The 18,400-nt window shown below is 56.0% G+C and carries 10 protein-coding genes and 1 tRNA gene; 4 read left to right on the top strand and 7 right to left on the bottom strand.

Annotation, left to right across the window (positions count from 1 at the left end; genetic code table 11):
* Positions 1–280 precede the first annotated feature (280 nt).
* From IE111_RS20280 to IE111_RS20270, 3 genes are all read left to right on the top strand, one after another.
* Positions 281–1,531 (top strand): LysR family transcriptional regulator, encoded by a 1,251-nt coding sequence (locus IE111_RS20280; protein ID WP_189612231.1) that lies wholly within the window; start codon positions 281–283, stop codon positions 1,529–1,531.
* A gap of 234 nt (positions 1,532–1,765) precedes the next feature.
* Positions 1,766–4,867, top strand: a complete 3,102-nt coding sequence (locus IE111_RS20275; protein ID WP_189612229.1) for a glycoside hydrolase family 3 protein — start codon at positions 1,766–1,768, stop codon at positions 4,865–4,867.
* Between the two features lie 144 nt (positions 4,868–5,011).
* Positions 5,012–5,088: transfer RNA gene (locus IE111_RS20270), tRNA-Arg, on the top strand.
* 307 nt (positions 5,089–5,395) lie between these two features.
* On the opposite strand, the gene IE111_RS20265 is transcribed toward IE111_RS20270, so the two are convergent.
* The 7 genes from IE111_RS20265 to hsdR all read right to left on the bottom strand — a co-directional run bounded on the left by IE111_RS20265 (position 5,396) and on the right by hsdR (position 17,161).
* On the bottom strand, positions 5,396–5,560 hold the full coding sequence (locus tag IE111_RS20265; RefSeq protein WP_189612228.1) for a hypothetical protein: 165 nt from the start codon (positions 5,558–5,560) through the stop codon (positions 5,396–5,398).
* 17 nt (positions 5,561–5,577) lie between these two features.
* Positions 5,578–6,297 carry a zeta toxin family protein gene (locus IE111_RS20260; RefSeq protein WP_189612226.1) on the bottom strand — a complete coding sequence of 240 codons (720 nt, stop codon included), beginning with the start codon at positions 6,295–6,297 and terminating at the stop codon, positions 5,578–5,580.
* Positions 6,298–6,307: 10 nt separating this feature from the next.
* Positions 6,308–7,411, bottom strand: coding sequence for an endonuclease NucS domain-containing protein (locus IE111_RS20255; RefSeq protein WP_189612224.1), 1,104 nt, complete (start codon positions 7,409–7,411; stop codon positions 6,308–6,310).
* 2 nt (positions 7,412–7,413) lie between these two features.
* The gene (locus tag IE111_RS20250; RefSeq protein ID WP_189612222.1) at positions 7,414–11,373 is read right to left on the bottom strand and encodes an RNA-directed DNA polymerase; all 3,960 of its coding nucleotides are present in this window, start codon (positions 11,371–11,373) and stop codon (positions 7,414–7,416) included.
* Positions 11,357–13,147, bottom strand: a complete 1,791-nt coding sequence (locus tag IE111_RS20245) for a restriction endonuclease subunit S (protein WP_189612220.1) — start codon at positions 13,145–13,147, stop codon at positions 11,357–11,359. The genes IE111_RS20250 and IE111_RS20245 overlap by 17 nt, the downstream gene beginning before the upstream one ends.
* Positions 13,144–14,628, bottom strand: a complete 1,485-nt coding sequence (locus tag IE111_RS20240) for a type I restriction-modification system subunit M (RefSeq protein ID WP_189612218.1) — start codon at positions 14,626–14,628, stop codon at positions 13,144–13,146. The genes IE111_RS20245 and IE111_RS20240 overlap by 4 nt, the downstream gene beginning before the upstream one ends.
* Before the next feature lie 103 nt (positions 14,629–14,731).
* The gene (gene hsdR / locus IE111_RS20235; RefSeq protein WP_189612215.1) at positions 14,732–17,161 is read right to left on the bottom strand and encodes an EcoAI/FtnUII family type I restriction enzme subunit R; all 2,430 of its coding nucleotides are present in this window, start codon (positions 17,159–17,161) and stop codon (positions 14,732–14,734) included.
* A 356-nt stretch (positions 17,162–17,517) separates the two neighbouring features.
* Between hsdR and IE111_RS20230 the strand changes: the two genes are divergently transcribed.
* The gene (locus tag IE111_RS20230; RefSeq protein WP_189612212.1) at positions 17,518–18,330 is read left to right on the top strand and encodes a DUF3037 domain-containing protein; all 813 of its coding nucleotides are present in this window, start codon (positions 17,518–17,520) and stop codon (positions 18,328–18,330) included.
* Positions 18,331–18,400: the final 70 nt, after the last annotated feature.

The following is an 18,400-nucleotide window of genomic DNA, read 5'->3' as shown; positions in this document are numbered from 1 at the left end:
ATTGTGTGCATACAAGATGCCGGTTTCCGGGGTATCGAGCGTTATAGCAGGTTAAGGGGTTTCGCCTCCGTACCGGACGGGCCGGGAAAACGGGACGCGCTACCTCTTGGCTGCAGCCAGGTTGTCTTTTTTTTGAACAGCTGCATCTTGTGGTGTCAGTATTCACACGCAGGCTGCATTCCGCCATTTAGTTTTCATTAACAGGGTATTAGTTTCTGTTATAAACTGCTGACAGGCAAACACCGCGAGCGAGCCCGCTCGCACACCTCAGAGCCCCGTCATGCTTGACCGACTGCCCAATCTGCGCCATCTGCGGGCGTTCAGCGAAGTCGCCTCCGGCCACAGTGTCAGCCTGGCGGCCGAACGCATTTTCCTGTCCCAATCGGCCGTGACCCAGGCCATCGGGAAGCTGGAATCCAGCATTGGAACGCCGCTGTTTTCGCGCCGCCACAACGGCATGTTCCCGACCGACGCCGGCGAACTGCTGATCAAGCGGGTCGACCGCTGCATGGTCTTCCTGCAGTCCGGCATTCGCGAAGCCGTGCGCGTGGGCGACCGCAAGACCGAGGGGCTGCGCGCATCCACCCATCCCCATACGCAATTGAGCAACGCCCACCTGCGCGCCTTGTTGGCCCTGCAGCACGCCACCAACTACAGCAGCGCCGCCCGGGCCATCGGCGTTTCCCAGCCGGCGTTGTACCGCGCCGCCGGCGAGCTGGAAGACCTGCTCAACCTGCACCTGTTCGAAAAAACCAGCGTCGGCATCAGCCTGACCCGGGCCGCCCTGCGGCTGGCGCGATCCTGCCAACTCGCCGTCAAGGAGATCGAGCAGGGGCTGGACGAACTGAAGGAGCTGCAGGGCAACGACTCCAGCGTCATCCTGGTCGGCTCCATGCCACTGGCCCGCACCTTTATCCTGCCCTCGGCGATCAACCGCATTGCCCGGCTCAAGCCCGAGCTGAGCGTCAGCGTGCTCGAAGGGCCCTACGACGACTTGCTGCACCGGCTGCTGCACGGCGAACTCGACTGCCTGATCGGCGCCCTGCGCGACCCGGCCCCGAGTACGGACATCGTGCAGGAACAGCTGTTCAAAACCTCGATATCCGTCGTCGCGCGCAGCGGCCATCCGCTCAGCGGGCGCAAACACCTCACCCTCGACGACCTGCGCGGCTACAACTGGGTGGTACCGAGACCGGGCACCCCCGCCCGGGCCCTGTTCGACCGGGTGTTTACCGAGCAAAACCCCGAGGTACTTCGGGGTGTGGTGGAGTGTAGTTCGCAAGTCGTCATTCGCGAGCTGCTGACCGAAAGCGACCGGCTGACGTTCATCTCCAGCCACCAGATCCAGCACGAACAACAGGAAGGCATCCTCACCGTACTCGACACCGACCTGCCACCGACCGAGCGACCGATCGGCCTGACCACGCGCAAGGACTGGCAACCGACAACGACGCAACGGTTGTTTTTATCGATCGTGCGGTCGTTGAGTCAGGCGATGGCAAAGCCCGATTCAACCGAGGGCTCACACTAAAGCGTCACAGCCTCGTGATATGCCAACGCCCGTCCCGCAGCCACAGCCGATCGCCGTCCTCGGCCAGGACAATGTCTTCGTGACCGGCCGCCCGGTCGTAGAAATAAAACTGGCGAACGTCCAAACCTGACCTAAACTGCGCAAAAACTGACCAAACCTCCAAAGTGCTTCCTTCGAACACCGGGCACTGAGGAGTCTTAGCTGTATTCAAACCAACAGGAAAGGAGGTCTGTTATGAATACCCGATCCGCTGTGCTGTCCGCATCCGTCGCCGCCCTCGTCGCCGGGTGCCTGCCGCACCAGCCCGACTACTCCAACGACATCGACTACCGCACCGACTACGCCGACTGGCCCGAACTGACCAGCGCCATCGAACAACACCCGAGCATCGAAGCCCGGGTGAGGGCCATGGTTCGCAAAATGACGCTCGAAGAGAAGGTCGGCCAGATGGTCCAGCCCGAGATCCAGAGCGCCACGCCCCAGGACGTGATCGACTACCACCTGGGCTCCGTGCTGAACGGCGGCGGCTCCTGGCCGAATAACGACAAATACGCCACCGCGCAGGACTGGGTCGACCTCGCCGACCAGTACTACGACGCCTCGATGTACAAGAAAGACCACCACTTGCCGATTCCGCTGATCTGGGGCACCGACGCCGTGCACGGCCACAGCAACGTGTACGGCACCACCCTGTTCCCGCACAACATCGGCCTCGGCGCCGCCAACGACCCGGACCTGATCCGCCGCATCGGCGCCGCCACCGCCGAACAGGTCGTCATCACCGGCATCGACTGGACCTTCGCGCCGACCCTCGCCGTGGTGCGCGACGACCGCTGGGGCCGCACCTACGAAGGCTATTCCGAAGACCCGCAGATCGTCTTCAACTACGGCGGCGCCATGGTGGAAGGCCTGCAGGGCGATCTTTCCGACGACAACGTGGTCGCCACCGCCAAGCACTTCATCGGCGACGGCGGCACCGACCTCGGCGACGACCAGGGCGACACCCTGGTGAGCGAGGAAGAGCTGATCAACATCCACGCCCAGGGCTACTTTTCCGCCCTGACCGCCGGCGCCCAGACCGTGATAGCCTCGTTCAACAGCTGGCAGGGCGAAAAACTGCACGGCCACGAATACCTGCTCAACCAGGTACTGAAACAGAAGATGAACTTCGACGGCTTTATCGTTTCCGACTGGAACGGCATCGGCCAGGTGGTGGGCTGCACCAACGCCGACTGCCCGCAGGCCGTGAACGCCGGCATCGACATGTTCATGGTGCCGAACGACTGGAAAGCTTTCATCGAGAACACCATCCAGTCCGTTAACGACGGCGAGATCGCCATGAGCCGCATCGACGACGCCGTCACCCGCATCCTGCGCGTAAAAATGCGCATGGGCCTGTTCGACAAGCGCCCGCCGAGCGACCGCCCCAATGCCGGCGACACCGACGCCCTGGCCAGCCCCGAGATGCGCGCCCTGGCCCGCGAAGCCGTGCGCAAATCCCAGGTGCTGCTGAAGAACGAGAACGGCGTGCTGCCGCTCTCTAAAGACATGAACATCCTGGTCACCGGCCCGAGTGCCGACAACCTGCAGAACCAGACCGGCGGCTGGACGCTGACCTGGCAGGGCACCGGCAACAGCAACGCCGACTTCCCGAACGCCACCAGCATTTTCGACGGCATTGTCGACGCGGCGGACGCCGGCACCGTCACCCTGAACGAAGACGGCAGCCAGGCGGACGACAGCTATGACGTCATCATCGCCGTGATCGGCGAGACCCCGTACGCCGAAGGCGTCGGCGACATCAGCAAATTCCAGACGATGGCCTTCGCCGACCACCACCCGGGCCAGTCCCAACTGCTCGACGACCTGCGCACCGCCGCGCCCGGCACGCCCATCGTCACCCTCTATGTGGGCGGCCGCCCGCTGTGGATGAACCCGGAACTGAACGACTCCGACGCCTTCGTCGCCAGCTGGCTGCCCGGCACAGAGGGCGGCGGCGTGGCCGATGTGCTGTTCGGCGACCACGCCTTCACCGGTGCGCTCTCCTACAGCTGGCCGGCCGAAGACTGCCAGGTACCGGTTAACCGCGACGACGGCCAGGCCCCGCTGTTCCCGTACGGGTTCGGGCTGACCACGGCGGACGATGGCTCGCTGCCTGTGTTGCCAGAAGACCGCTCCGACAAGGGCTGCGACGCCCCCGACACCGGCGACGACACCACCGAAGAACCGCTCGACATTTTCACCAACGGCGCCAACCAGGGCGACTACGTGCTGCGCATTGGCGGCCCCTCCAACTGGGGCGGCATGGACGTGAACATGGACCCGGCCGCCACCACCAGCCTGCCGGGCGGCGAAGTGACCGTGACCACCGAAGACGGCGCCACCCAGTTCAGCGCCAAACGCTTCGACTGGGCCACCATCGGCCAGATGTACAGCCAGACCGCGGACGCCGGCACCGGCGACAACCTCGCCGCTTACGCCAACTCCGAGACCTCGATCCGCTTCCGCGTCAAGGTGAACGAAGCGCCGGCCTCCTCGGTGGTGAACATGGCCGTGCACTGCGTCTACCCCTGCGCCGCCGAGCTGAACATAGCCAGCCTGCTCGGCAGCCTGCCGGTGGGCGAATGGACCGAGATGAGCGTGCCGTTGCAGTGCTTCATGGACAAAGGGCTCGACATCACCAACGTCAACACGCCCTTCCTGATCTTCACCGACGGCGCCATGGACCTCTCCATCGAGAACGTCCACTGGGCCCCGTTCACCGCCGGCCCCAACCCGGACTGCTCGGCCATCACCGAGCCCGCCCCGGTGATCGATACCGATACCGACGTCTACATCGACGGCATCGCCGACACCGACCTGTTCAAGCAACCGGGCAAATGGGCCGCCGACACCACCACCTGGGTCGAAGACCCCAGCTTCATCACCCTGGACGCCGCCCACGACGACGGCACCAGCCTGGTGGTTGACGCCCAGTACGGCGACTCCAGCGTGCACAAGGGCGTGGTCTTCTTCCAGACCACCCAGGCCACGGACCTCTCCCCCATCGCCGCCACCGGCCGCATCCAGTTCGACCTCAAAGTGGTGGACCTCGCCGGCGCCAGCGGCATGGTCGGCAAGGCCGTGTGCAGCAACGACGCCAACGGCTGCACCACCGGCGACCTGCCGCTGGACATCAGCGTCGGCAACTGGGTGACCAACGAAATCAACCTCGCCGACTTCCCCGGCTTCAACTGGGCCGAAGTGACCTCGGTGCTGGAACTGCTGCCGGTGTGGGACAGCAACCACGCCAACGTGCACTACCAGATCGATAACGTGCGGATACTCGCGAACTGACCTGACCTCGCGTGAGTAGTGACTGACCGGGACCGCCCTGAACGGGCGCTCGGTCTTTTTTTAGGTGTGGCGGGGTGCCCTAACCCCTTGAAATGCCAAACAAATGTGGACTTGGCGCGGCAAATCTGTATACTGCCGCGCTATCCGCCCGTAGCTCAGCTGGATAGAGCGCTGCCCTCCGGAGGCAGAGGTCAGAGGTTCGAATCCTCTCGGGCGGGCCAGATACAAAAAGGCCCCGCACTTGTGCGGGGCTTTTTTGTATCTGGGTCGCGTGAGCGACTTGATGAGAACCTCCCAGGTTCGACCGAACGCCGGGAGCGTTCGGGGCCGCGTCAGCGCCGCGAAGCGGTCAGGCGCATGGATGTGCCTGAGCCAATCCTCTCGGGCGGGGGCTCGGAACGAGCCCCTATGCAACCACTAAGCTAAGCTCAAATACCTATTTAGATGAATGCAATTTGAAGGGAAGTAAGAGTCGGTTTAGAGTAAAACCTAAGAAAAATCAAAAGCCTACCAGCAAGCAGCGAGCGACTAACCCGCCTTAGCCATTTCCTGAGCTTTCTCAACCTGCTTACGCTGGCGCTCAGAAGCCCCTTCCAGGACTTTGGCATAGACCCTCTTTTTCTCTTTCGATGGCGCATTCCGAATGAAATCGGAAAACGCGGTTGAAGCCACCTTGGGTTGACTGCTGAACATTGTACGGTGCCTCCTGTTTATAAAGTGATCAATCGGGTCAGGGACTCGCGACTGTATGTGGTCTCCACATAATAGTCAATACGTTCGATATTTGCCTGATAGACTCGTGTCCGATTTTGGTAATCCTTCACGAGCAGGTCCACTTTAATATCGGCGCCAAAATGCGTTTTTAAAGCATCGACCGTCGTTCGGGCCGCAAAAAACTGGTCAATAAAGGTCTCAGGTAGGATTCGTCGACCTTCCAGCTGCTCTCTCGCTTGTACAAACTCCCAGGCCCTGACCGGGTCCTGATAGACATACAAGATTTGCACCAGCCTGTTGCGTTTTAGGGAGCGCTCAATATTGTCCTTAGCTTTACGTTCATTATGGAGGGTCCCGTCCATGATGAAACTCTGGCTTTGTGCCAGGGCCTTATCATGGATGTACTCGACTAATACAGACACAGCGCTTTGGAACAAATGGCTGTTTGAGCCGTCATATTGATCAAATTCGTCCCGAAGTTCGTCGGCATCAATGCGCAAAATCGGGGTGCCTGGGAACTGTTCGATGAGTTCCTTGGAGGATTCCGTTTTTCCGGCACCGGGTGAGCCAGCCATAAAGACGGATACCGGGTTTTCTTCCCGCAGGAACCGTGTCGTATCTGTCAGCCGCTTCGCAATGGCCTTTTTTGTACCTTTCCTCTTTGCCCAGGCCAGTGCTTCCTTGGCGATTGACTGCTCTTCTTGAGTTAAGTCCATTAATACATTCTCAGCTGCGAGTGGATGACTCAATGCCCCACTGGTCCTGCAAGCGTTCCACGGTGTGTCGCCACTTGGGTGTGGTCGGTTTGCACACCGTGTTTTGGTTGCCAAATAGGCCGACTTCACCGAATGCTCGTTCCTTTGGAACCGTATTCAGCCACCGTACAGGGACCAGATATTCGGCGTTGTCATCGTCGGCCTCGGGATCGAGGTGGGGGTATTTCCCGGTACGGCCCATCTGCTGCAGGGTGAGTTGTCCATCTAGCGTGTCGAACTGGAACTCATCGGCCCGTTCACGTTCGCCGGTGACGATGCCAACGCCCACATAGCCGGTCTTAGGAATGTTCACCCAGACGCGGTCACCTTCCGACAGCATCGACAGGGTTTTGGAGTACCACTCGGCCCCGCCACCGGCAATGAAACCGAGCTCTCGGGCCAGCTCCCACGGGCGGTCGTCCCCGAACGAGACGTAGAATTCGCCGTTCCAGGGTTCTTTCTTGCCCTTGGTAACGGCCCGTTCCTGGTTCTCGTCCGGGTCGATCATCCAGGCGCGGCTGAGGTACTGATTCCCGTTGTCCTCGAAGGCCGCAAAAAATAGGGCGTTGATGGCGATCTGAGCGTAGTCACTCAGGTAGTTGATGATGCGTTCCGTACTGGCGTCGAGGGATGTTGCAACAACCACCATCTGGTGGCTGTCGTTAAGGGTAACCTCCGACAGGGGCGCTTTGAACTTGTGTTTGAACGCCTCATCCAGACTTTGGTGCTCCAACTGGTAGGTACGGGCAAAGTCCAGGTAGATGTCGACGATCTCCGAGTCAGTCAGGTTGGCCACCCAGGAGGCGTAGTCGATCGTCTGGGCCACCACGTCGCGTGGCGTTTTGTTGCGCTTCAGTTCGACAATGATGATGGAGCCATTGGCATCCATGGCCAGCAAGTCAATGAGCTTGTCGTAGCTGGTGCGGACCTGGCGGCCAATCAGGAGCCAGTCGGCGTTCAGGATGGCAATGTCCTTCATCACCTGTTCTTCCAGCAACGCCTCGTCGGGCAGGGCGGCCGGTTTCAACTTTTTTGGCTGGTCACCAATGCGCCAGATGCCTTGTTCGATGGCCATAACTAGGCGCTCCCTTCCGGTTTGATTTCAACGCCAGCAGGTGGAGTCTTCTGCTTTATGCCCGATTGCATGCTTGAGCCCACCCCGTCACGGCGGAAATCAAACATGTTCATTTTGAATGTATTGATAGTAACCTGGTCGTTGCCACTGGAGTGTGCAATCAGGCGCTTGTGCCTTTCCGCATAGGGTGCCATCGCATAGGAGCCGCCAAACTCACCCGTATTAACCAAAACGACATGTTGGTACATGTGGTAATGCAGTGCCTCAATCATTGAATCAAACGTGCTCACATCTTTATTCAGAGCCGGAATGAGGAGGGCGTTTGACTTGTCGCGCATGTCCGCGCTGAAAGAAATGTCGGTCGCATCGAAACAGATAGCCGCCGTCACAATGAAGCCCTGCTCATCTGGAAATTTGCGGTGGGCAAGCTCTAACATCAGTTGATAGGGACGCCACGGCTGTATGTCTATCTGCCTCTCTGCCGCCATCATATGATGCTTTCCCTGCAGCCTGAGGATCTCGTTCTTATTGCCGTTGTGCTTGCGGGGAACTATCCAGATTGCGCAATTGTTGGGGCCTTTGATTCCTGGTTGGTTGATGAAACCCAGACCGGCCACAATTATTGCGTGGGTTTTTCGGGAGAGTTGAACCAATATGTCTATATCGTCGCTATGAACGGCAAGCTCTGGGAGCACTATCAAGTCAATATCTTGCTCGCGCTCTCCGTTTCCGGGTTTTTCAATATGCTGTGCCTCAATATGTTTTGTCACCAATTTAGACACGCGTGCAAGATGCCTACGGTGTTTGACCCGATATTCAGGCTCATCGAGCATTGGCCCATACTTCGCGAAGTCCTTTACTCTGGGCATCTTTGCTTGAACCATCGCGACAACTAGATTCTTTTTTTCTGTACTCCAGCTCGGTACGACTAACTCAGGTAGACTAGGAATGCCGGACTGCTGGCAGTAGATTTCCTTAAGTTTGGCAAGTCGCGCTTCAACGAGCTCTTTCACATTTTCAATTGTTAGGTGCTTCGGCCACTCATACCCTTGGTCATTTACGCGGATGCCAGGCCACCTTAGCAATTTAGAGAGTAGCGTTGTAAGCCAGCCAGAAAACTGGGCAGCTTGTCCTACAAGCGACTCAGGAGTCGTGAGAAGACCAATTTGCCTCTTAAATTGAGTTGATTTCAGTCCTCTGTAACCAGTTCGTGCTGAGAAGGTTTGCCCGAACCCTGTAGGGTCATCAGAACCCACTAAAACGGCTCTTAGACAGAGGGCTATGCGCTGGAGGATGAAAGTCCCGTCGTGCCCGGTGTGGAGATGATTGGCAACTTGGCTGAGCGTTGTATTGAAGCCCAAGTCTATCATCAAATTATCGTCAACGGCCTCGAAACTGGGTGGGTTCGAATAGCTATCAAATTCTATTTTGGTTGCTGCCAAGTCGATAACATCGTCGCCTTTGGCCTTATCGAACTGCTTTGTCTCTTCCAGCAGCGCTAGCATCAGCTTGAGTGCCATCAACTCATTTGCAAACGGATTGTCTGTTCGGGAAATGAGTTTGTAAATCGAAACATGACCCTTTATTTCGGGTAGGGGCTTAGCAGATGGGCGTATGCCAAGATGTAATTTTTTAATCAACTCGGAAATTTCGCTGTTCCCAACCCAATCATATTTCAGTGAACGCGCATGAAGTATGAGGGAACGACAGAGTGCAACGTCTTGTATCGCAATTAGCTCGAGAATTCCTGTGTCCGCTCTGTGGTTTTCTAAAAGGCATGAGGTGGAGCGTAGTAATGGTTTGGGGTTATCCACTAATTGCCTGGCAATTAGGATTGACGCGGCGATATCTCTAACTCCGAAGGTTTCAGGCACATGAATGTCCCTGAAACCTGTTGCCAGCTTGAAAATGAGGTCATAGAATTGGTCGCCGGAGCTGCTCTCCAAGGTTGTGTCGAGCCTCACAAGAAGGAGGAAGCGAGCTTGGTCTGCTAGAAATTTAAACTTTCGTTGATACCCATCTGACGCTGGCTCAGCTGTTTTGCCCGTATCTTCTTCTGAATCGTCTTTCGCTTCACATTCAGAAACAAGTTCGACTGCAAATTTCTGGAGCACCTCGAAGAACTCATCTATGTCGGCATGAGCTGGAATAGCGTGCCTGTCTTTGCGATGAATGACGGTCGATGCGTGGCGGAGAATCTCGGCTAAGCAATACCGGGCTACAGCAGACTGTTTTTGAGCCTGCTGCTCTGGGATATCTTGCCAAATGGCGTGGGGCATATTCTTGATGTGCCGGAGCTGGTCCAGAACGGGTACCAGAACCTTCGTGCTTGGGAAAAGCTCCAGGCCTTTCTTTAGCAGCAGTACTAACGCTGGGTCTTTGCTCCAGCATGCTATAAATCGCCGTGCTAGCCTCTCCTGCAAGTAGTCCCAATCGCCAGGAACAGGGCAACCCGTTTCGTCGTTCTCACGTGATGTAAAGTGCCGAATATTGTTTAGCAAGCCTGAAATCTTATTGGCTGCGAAGCGCTTCAGAGTGTCTTCACGAACATCAAAAATATCTTTTTCTATGGCGGCTAGTGGGTTAAATCGCCCAGGAGCATCACCCTGCTCAAGTTTTGTGTCAGGTGATAGCGTCAGGATGGACTCAAGTTGTCCGAGGTGAATCTCCGCGTCATCGTAAGCAACGGGCCCACTAACATTCGATTGAATGTCTTCGAGGGTTTTGGATATTCCGACGGACTTTCCCCTGAAGGTTTCAATTTTGGTCTTATCCTCATTGACTTCCAGGCCTAGCCGGGATAGCTCAGGAACTAGTTGATCCAGAAGGGTTTTTCTTACTCTTTCTAGGTGAGGCTGCTCATCAAACGATGCTCGATTGGGGCCGACGAGAACAATGCGCATATCATCAACGTAGCGACAATAGTCAGCCACTTTTATTGAAGCATCTGGCAAGCCCGGAATCTCAATCTTTTCGCCAATAAGTTCGCTCATAGACTTGTCAAAGCTAGCCATGTAGACATTGGCTAGAAAACCGGAAGCGACCAGCCCTTGAGGCAGCCCTCTAGGAAGAACCTCCGAATCCGCAGTTTTTAGCACTCGTTTGAAGACATCCTCTGCGCGGGGGGACCATCCCCAACTCTCAAAGGCTTCGAGAATATAGTCTCTGGCTTTGGAGTCGGACGCCTCGGGTTGCTCCTGTGAGTCCGCTAGTTCGCGGATTTCGGAGACGAGTTTTTTGCGGTCTATACAGTCAAAAAATCGAGACAGGTCTAACTCAACTAGATAGACCTCTTCATCAGGGGATTTTTCCACTAGCTCTTTCTGGGCAAAGTGGTAAGGCCGTTGAAGAAAAAGCCGGTAGTCGGCGAAATATTTGCTATAGGTCGTTGTTGCGCCATAGCTGTGTTCAGCATTGTCGCCATCGTATCGGCAATAGAGTCGGTTACCGTAGCTGACAATCTTTTTGTCATGAACCTTTTTGTAATCGGTCGACGGGTCTCCCTGTGCTGACTCCACCTCGTTCGCTAGGCACATCATGACTAGGGTCATAATGGATTGTTCACGAATTCCCACGTGCGCTAAAGGTCTCAGCTTTAGTAAAGACGCTTCGCTCTTGTTGGATTTTTCGTCCTTGCATTTTTTAACGGGTTGCCAAACGACCTTGTACTCTGAAGGGCTCATTGGATCGTTGGGTTCGCTAAATTCCCACTGGTAGGTTTTTGGGGCTGGAACCAATTCTAGAGGCCTGAATTCTAACTTCGTTTGAATATCGCCTACCCATTCGGTACATCGGTTCGGTAGGTCGATGGATGACACATCGAGCTCAAAATTGTCTGCATACCAGTTAGTTGTGCGTATGTACTCGTGGGCCTTCTTCCATGCCAAGGCCATCAATAGCGGGTCTTTGAGGTAGGTATCATTCAACGCAAGTTGTTCATATCTATCATCTAATACTGGCATGGAGGTTTCCTTGGCAGAGAGCCTTGTCGACCGCCGCTTCGGCCAATTGACTGCGGGTTTCGTTGGCCTGGTTCAGGCGTTCCTTTAGTTGGTCGCAGAGTGCGATCAGTTCATCGACTTTCTGGACTATGCGGTACTGTTCCGCCTGTGGTGGCAAGGAAATTGGCATTTTGCGTAGTCCCGTCAGGGGAACGGTCTTTTGCGCTATACCTGTTGCAATCTCTTCGGCGTAGGACTGCCCATATTCGCTCTCGAGAACTAGCTTGACGTAATCGCGCGGAGTTGAGGCTGTAGCTCTAAGAATTGCTACGTGGCGTTGAACACAAAAGGCTTTGCTTGTGAGCACCTTGATAGGGATGCCGTATGAACCTGTGACGGTATAGAGGAGGTCACCATTTGTTGGTTTTCTGCTCCAATCCAGCCGGGAGTAATAGCTTTCGTTGACGTATTTGCATCCCGCAAAATCTATACGGCCTGTGTTTAAATTGCCGATAACCAAGAAAGGTACACCCTCTTCACTCTTGGGCGGAGCTTGGTGGTCTCCATCTGTCACGATTGCGAAAAGTTCTCCGAGCCGGGCCCAGCTCCAGTTGTGGGGCGCGGGATACGGCGGCGATAACTGCAAGTCGGTCTTTGCAGGTATTTTGGGTGGCCGCATCTTCCCCGACTTAACTAACTCCTCGCGTTCAGTGGTAATACTGTCCAGCAACTCTGAGGCAGACTCATCCCCCGCATCCTGCTCCACCAAGCGGCCCATCACCGCCAGTTGCAGAATCGTTTGCTTGAGCTTGTCGATGCTCTGTTCGGTGCTGAACAGGGTGTCGAAGTGGGCGGCGAGGCGGGCCCAGTTGTCGGCCAGTTCGGTGGCGTTTTCGGATTCGGTGAGGGTGCCGAGTAGGGTGTCCACGAGGGTTTCGTGGGCTTCGAGCTTGTCGCCGGTTTGTTGTTCCAGTCGGTCGCAGAGAGCCATGAGTTCATCGACCTTTTGGACGATTCGGTGTTGTTCCTTAATAGGAGGAACCGGTATCAAGGCAAGGTTAAGCTTCTTTAGAGTAACCCGAGTTATTGCAACTCCGGTCATTCCCGCCCGCATTTCTTGATAGAAAAAGGGCGCGCGCAAACAATAAAGTAGAAATTTGTTAGAAAGCAATTCCCGATGCGGCTTCAACAGCGCCACGCTTGACAACATTGAAAAAGGCTCATCTAGATTGTTGATTGCCGCTATGCCGGTTGTGGCGCCATCTTTTATATAGAGTAGGTCTTCGGGTTCAGGATTGCAGCGACCGTATATTTCTTCATGGATGCTTTTCGTTACATAAGTAATGCCTTCCAGCTGCACGCCTTCTGGCTTTATATTTTTCGCTGATACGTAAAGAAAGTCACCACTCTCCGTGTTAGGAGGTGAGCGGTGGGTCCCATCCGTAATTTTATGGAAGACGCGATGCATTCGTTCCCATGCCCATGAACTGGGAATAATGAATGGATGGTCCTCTTCTGAAACTTGAGGATATTTTTTCGGTTTTTTGAGCTTTCCCAGCCTTGTCAGCTTAGCCTTGTCTTTGTCGATCTCATCCAGAAGCATCCTGGCGGGCTCATCATTGGGGTTTTGGTCAACTAGCTTTCCTCGAACGGCCAACTCAAGAATCAACTCCCGAAGCTTCTGAACGCCGGTCAGCTCAATCTTGCCATTTCTCCCACGACCACTACTGGCTTTCTTGGTGACTGCGCCGGTCCAAAGATCCAAGTGATCTGTAATCAACTCTTGCACACTCACGCTGCACCTCCATCGGTATGATGGCTGAGTGCATCTGCCAAGATGTCTCGCAATTGGTGACGAATTTCCTGAATTTCCGCTTGCTGCTGTTCGTACTGCGCCAACAGTTCGTCCGGGTCGTGGTTGACTTCCTCTCCCTGCCACGGGTTCTTGATGTCCAGGTTGTAGTTGCGGGCTTTGATGTCGTCGATGGAGACCTTCCAGGCCTGCTCGGTTTCCTCGCGGCTGGCGAAGCCGTCGGCCTCGGTGCCCCACCAGTCGACTTCGGTGTCGAACTCGGCGAAACGCATGGGCTTGGTCTTGCTGTAGCTCTTGTAGCCGTCCGGGTAGGGGTGCTCGTAGTACCAGACGGTTTCCGTGGGGTGCCCCTTGGTGAAGAACAGCAGGTTGGTCTTGATGCCGGTGTAAGGGTTAAAGACGCCGTTGGGCAGGCGCACGATGGTGTGCAGGTTGCACTCTTCCAGCAGCTTTTCCTTGAGACGGGTCTTCATGCCTTCGCCGAACAGGAATCCGTCCGGCAGCACCACGGCGGCGCGGCCGCCGTCTTTGAGCAGGTGGATGAACAGCGTCATGAACAGATCGGCGGTTTCCCGGGTGCGAAAGGCGCTTGGGAAGTTGGTTTCGATGCCGTCTTCTTCCATACCACCGAAAGGCGGGTTGGCAACGATGACGTCGACCCGCTCCTTGGGCCCCCAACTGATCAGGGGTCGGGCCAGGGTGTTGTCGTGTTTAATCTGGTCCGGCACTTCGATGCCGTGCAGGATCATGTTAGTGGTCGCCAGCAGGTGGGGCAGGGGTTTCTTTTCCACGCCCCGTATTGAGCGTTGCAGGGTCTGCTCGTCCTGTGGGGTTTTGACGTAATGCTTGCGTTTGTGATCAATGGTGCAAGTCAGGAAGCCGCCCGTTCCGCACGCCGGGTCCATCACCTGCTCATCCAGCTTGGGGTCGACCCGGTTGACCATGAACTGGGTTACTGCCCTAGGGGTATAGAACTCCCCGGCGTTGCCCGCACTCTGAAGGTCTTTGAGGATCTGCTCGTACATGTCGCCGAGCTCGTGCCGCTCGGCGGATTTATTGAAGTTGATGCCGTCTTGCAGGGTGTTGATTACTTGGCGCAACAAGTGGCCAGACTTCATGTAGTTGTAAGCGTCTTCGAACACGTTTCGAATGACCACGGCCCGGTAATCGTCGCCCTCGGGTTCCAGGGCCTGTAATCCTGGAAAGAGGGTGTTGTCGATAAAGCCTTTGAGGTCGCCACCGGTCATGCCTTCCGGATCGGCGGCCCAATTGCGCCAGCGCAGGTCCTCTGGGATGGGGGAGCGATAGTCGTCATCCAGTAGTTCCCATTCCTGTTCTCGGTCGTCGAAGATCTTCAGGAACAGCATCCAGACCAACTGGCCGATGCGCTGGGCGTCGCCGTCGACGCCGACGTCTTTTCGCATGATGTCTTGAATGGACTTGATGGTGGTGCTAATCGCCATGGGAATCTCGTGGTTAGATGATCGGACAAAGGGCTGATTATGGCCGTTCGCGCCCCTCAATTCGAGGGGCTTTAGCGTGGGCCTGGTAAGGTCGGGTCAAGACTCAGGAGCTTTGTTGATAGAGCTCGTCTTCCAGGGCTTTCACGGCCTGCTGGTAGTCGGATTTACTGCCGAACGCCTGAATCAGCTCCATTGGCGACCCAATGTGGGTAAACGGGGCCAGGGAGAGCACCTTTACGTCCTCGATGGGCTCGATACCGGCATCCGTGTACTTATCCAGTAGCGCATCCAGTACGTCACGGCTCGCTCCCTGGTACTTGGCGAAGTAGTCCTGTTTGCGGACTTGCCTGGCTCGTTCCTTGCGGGTGAGAGCCGGCTGGTCGTAGACGATGTGGCAGATGACATCGAAGGGATCGGGCTCGTCGCCCAGCTTGTTGCCGACGTCTTTGATCAGGTCCTCCCAGAAGACGCCGTGCTCGGCTAGCTCCTCGATGATGGCCTGTTTGCGGTCCGCCTCCTGCCAGCGCCGCAAGAATTCGTCCAGCGTGGCGTACTGTTCCTTGACCTGCTTGCGGGTGTAGTCCTTCAGGCTTTCAGTGATGAGTTTGCCGTCAGGACCCAGGTATTGGACTCGTTGGGCGACGACCTCGACGTCAACGTTGTCCACGACGTACCGGGTTCGGCCTCCGGTATCGCCGCCTTCTCCGGGGCCTCCGATGATCCAATCCGGGTCATCGTATGTCCAATCGCTATCGGGATCCACATCGTAATCGCCCGATTCTTCGCCACATCCGCCGCTTGGCTCTTCGGTATCGGGGTCGGTGGTTTCATCGTCGGGGTTGATCGGGTCGCCGGGTTTGGGCTCGTAGACCTTCACCGGATCGCCATCGAATCTTGGGTCCGCGAACATCTCGGTCGCCTTCTTGAAATCAAGAATGGTGAACCAGTGCTTGTTGTAGTCGTCGTTGATGCGGGTGCCGCGTCCGATGATTTGCTTGAACTCTGTTGGTGACTGGATACGCTGGTCCAACACAATGAGCTTGCAGGTCTGAGCGTCCACACCGGTGGTCATCAGCTTGCTGGTGGTTGCGATGACGGGGTAGCGTTCTTCCGGGTTGATGAAGTTGTCCAGTTCGGCTTTGCCCTCGGCCTCGTCCCCAGTGATGCGCATGACGTATTTGCGGTTTTCCTTCACGCGCTTCGGGTTCAGGTTGACCAGCGCCTGGCGCATGCGTTCGGCGTGGTCGATGTCTTCGCAAAAGACGATGGTTTTCTGGTAGGGATCGGTACTTTCCAGGAACTCGGTGATGGTTGCGGCGACAGTAAGTGTGCGTTTTTCCAGGATCAGTGTCTTATCGAAGTCTTTCTGGTTGTAGATACGGTCGTCAATCGGTTTGCCATATTTATCTGTTTGCCCTTTGCTGGGGCGCCAGCCTTGGAGGTCTTTGTCCAGATCAACACGCACGACTTTGTAGGGAGCCAGGAAACCGTCCTCAATGCCCTGTTTCAAGGAGTAGGTGTACACCGGGTCGCCGAAGTAGTCGATGTTGGAGACCTCCTTGGTCTCTTTGGGCGTGGCGGTGAGGCCGATGTGGGTGGCGCTGGAGAAATACTCCAGAATCTGGCGCCAGGCGGAATCAACGGCGGCGCTGCCTCGGTGACACTCGTCGATGACCACGAGATCGAAAAAGTCCGGGGAGAACTGCTTATAAATGTTCTGGTCTTCTTCGCTGCCGGTTACGGCCTGGTAGAGCGACAGGTACACCTCATAGGACGGGTCCGCCGTACGATTGGTCACCTTGGTCATGGCCTGACCGAAGGGCTTGAAGTCGTTGTTCTTGGTCTGATCCACCAGGATATTGCGATCGGCCAGGAACAGAATGCGTTTCTTCTGCTTGGACTTCCACAGCCGCCAGATGATCTGGAAGGCGGTGAAGGTCTTGCCGGTACCGGTGGCCATGACCAGTAGAATGCGGTCTTGCCCCTTGGCGACGGCCTCGATGGTCCGGTTGATGGCCACGGTCTGGTAATAGCGGGGTGTGCGGCCGCTACCGTCATCGTAGTAGGGTTGTTCAACGGTCTCGCGGGCTTTGGGTGAAATGCCTTTGTGTTGGCAGTAGAGGTCCCACAGTGTGTCTGGATCAGGGAATTCGGAAAGGCTGAGGGTGGTTTCGGTTTGCCCGAACAGGCCGGTTCGGTCGTGGAACAGGAAACCATCGCCATTGCTGCTGAACACAAAGGGGGCATCCAATGCATCGCTGTAGGAAAGGGCCTGCTGCATGCCATCGCCCAGGCTGTGTTTATTGTCCTTGGCCTCGATGATCGCGATGGGAAGGTTCTTCTTGTAGTGCAGCACATAGTCCGCCCGGCGGGGCCTTGCTCGCGTATGCATACGCCCACGGACGATGATGCGCCCGTTGGTGACCGGAAACTCCTCGCGCACCTGGCTCTGAATGTTCCACCCGGCTTGTTTGAGGGCTGGGGTGATGAACTTGGTGCAGATGTCCCGCTCCGTCAGCGCTTTCTTGTCCATGGTTACTCCAATTGCCGGGTGAACAAAGGCCGCGTCACTTGCTCCTAGTGAGTCTATCCCTGTTCTGTTTATGCAACAATGACCGTGGCCAATGCAGTGTACTGCAAGTCGGTTGTAATGCGGGGCTTGAGGTGTCGTTTATGTCCGCTCTTTTTGCCTGTCTTGCTGGGATTCGCTCTGTCTAGTTCTTGCTACACCCACCTGCTACCATTCACCCCATGAATACCACTCTTGACCAAGTCCCCGGGAGGCAAGCAATCAAAGCACCACCTGGTGGTGCTTTGTTTGCGAGTACTCCGATGAGCTCCAAATAGTGCAGCGAATCGCCACTTTTCACCGGATTTCTGGAGGCACGAATGACAAAACAAGCTTGTCGCTACGCCGTCGTGCGCTTTGTGCCTTACCCTGAGAGTGAGGAATTCGCCAATATCGGCATCGTCATGGCCGTACCGAAGTCCAACCGGTTCCTATTCCGGCTGGAAATCAACGATGTTCGATACAGTCGCTTTTTCAAAAATCTGCCGAAGGGGCTGTATAAGCAGCTTGCCAAAGATCTGGAAAGTGAATACACCGCCATTCAGAGGTTGGTAAGTACTAACAAGGCTAATGCCTTGCAGGCTTTTGAGCGACTGGTAGTGCCGCGTTCAAATATCGTGGCCTTTGGTGGGCAGCGCACACTCTTGTTACAGAACCAGCCTGAGAAAAAACTCGACAGGTTGTTCGATCATTACGTGCATCACGCCTTCACCCGAAAGGAAGGTCATGAAACCAGGCTTAAACGGCAAGTTCGTCAGGTGATCGACGATCTACGCCTGGAGCGGCCCTTTAGACCGCACACGTTCAAACTGTATGAGGGCGAGCTACCCGTCCAGGTCGACTTGGCCCAAGTCGTAGATGAAAAAGTGATCAAAGTCATCAAGCCGTTCTATTTCGATCTGACCACTAAAGAAGGACTGTGGGATCACGCCGACAAGTGGATTCCCAAGCTCGTGCGGCTTAAACGCGCTGGAGAATTGCCGGAACGTACCCTACTGCCCCTGGATCACTCCAGTGGAAACCAACGCCAGTTGGATGCCCTTGAGGACATCAAGAGAGAATTGGCCGATTTAGGTACGGTTATTCGAGCGGAAGAACACGACAAAATCCGGAGCTTTGCGCTGGATAGCTAATGCGAACTACATTATACCAACAGAAATGGATATATTAATTTGGCTTGCAGGCAATTGTTGTTTGGGCTGC

Source organism: Saccharospirillum salsuginis (assembly GCF_014651855.1).
GTDB lineage: Bacteria > Pseudomonadota > Gammaproteobacteria > Pseudomonadales > Natronospirillaceae > Saccharospirillum > Saccharospirillum salsuginis.
This window is presented reverse-complemented; position numbering and strand designations above follow the sequence as displayed.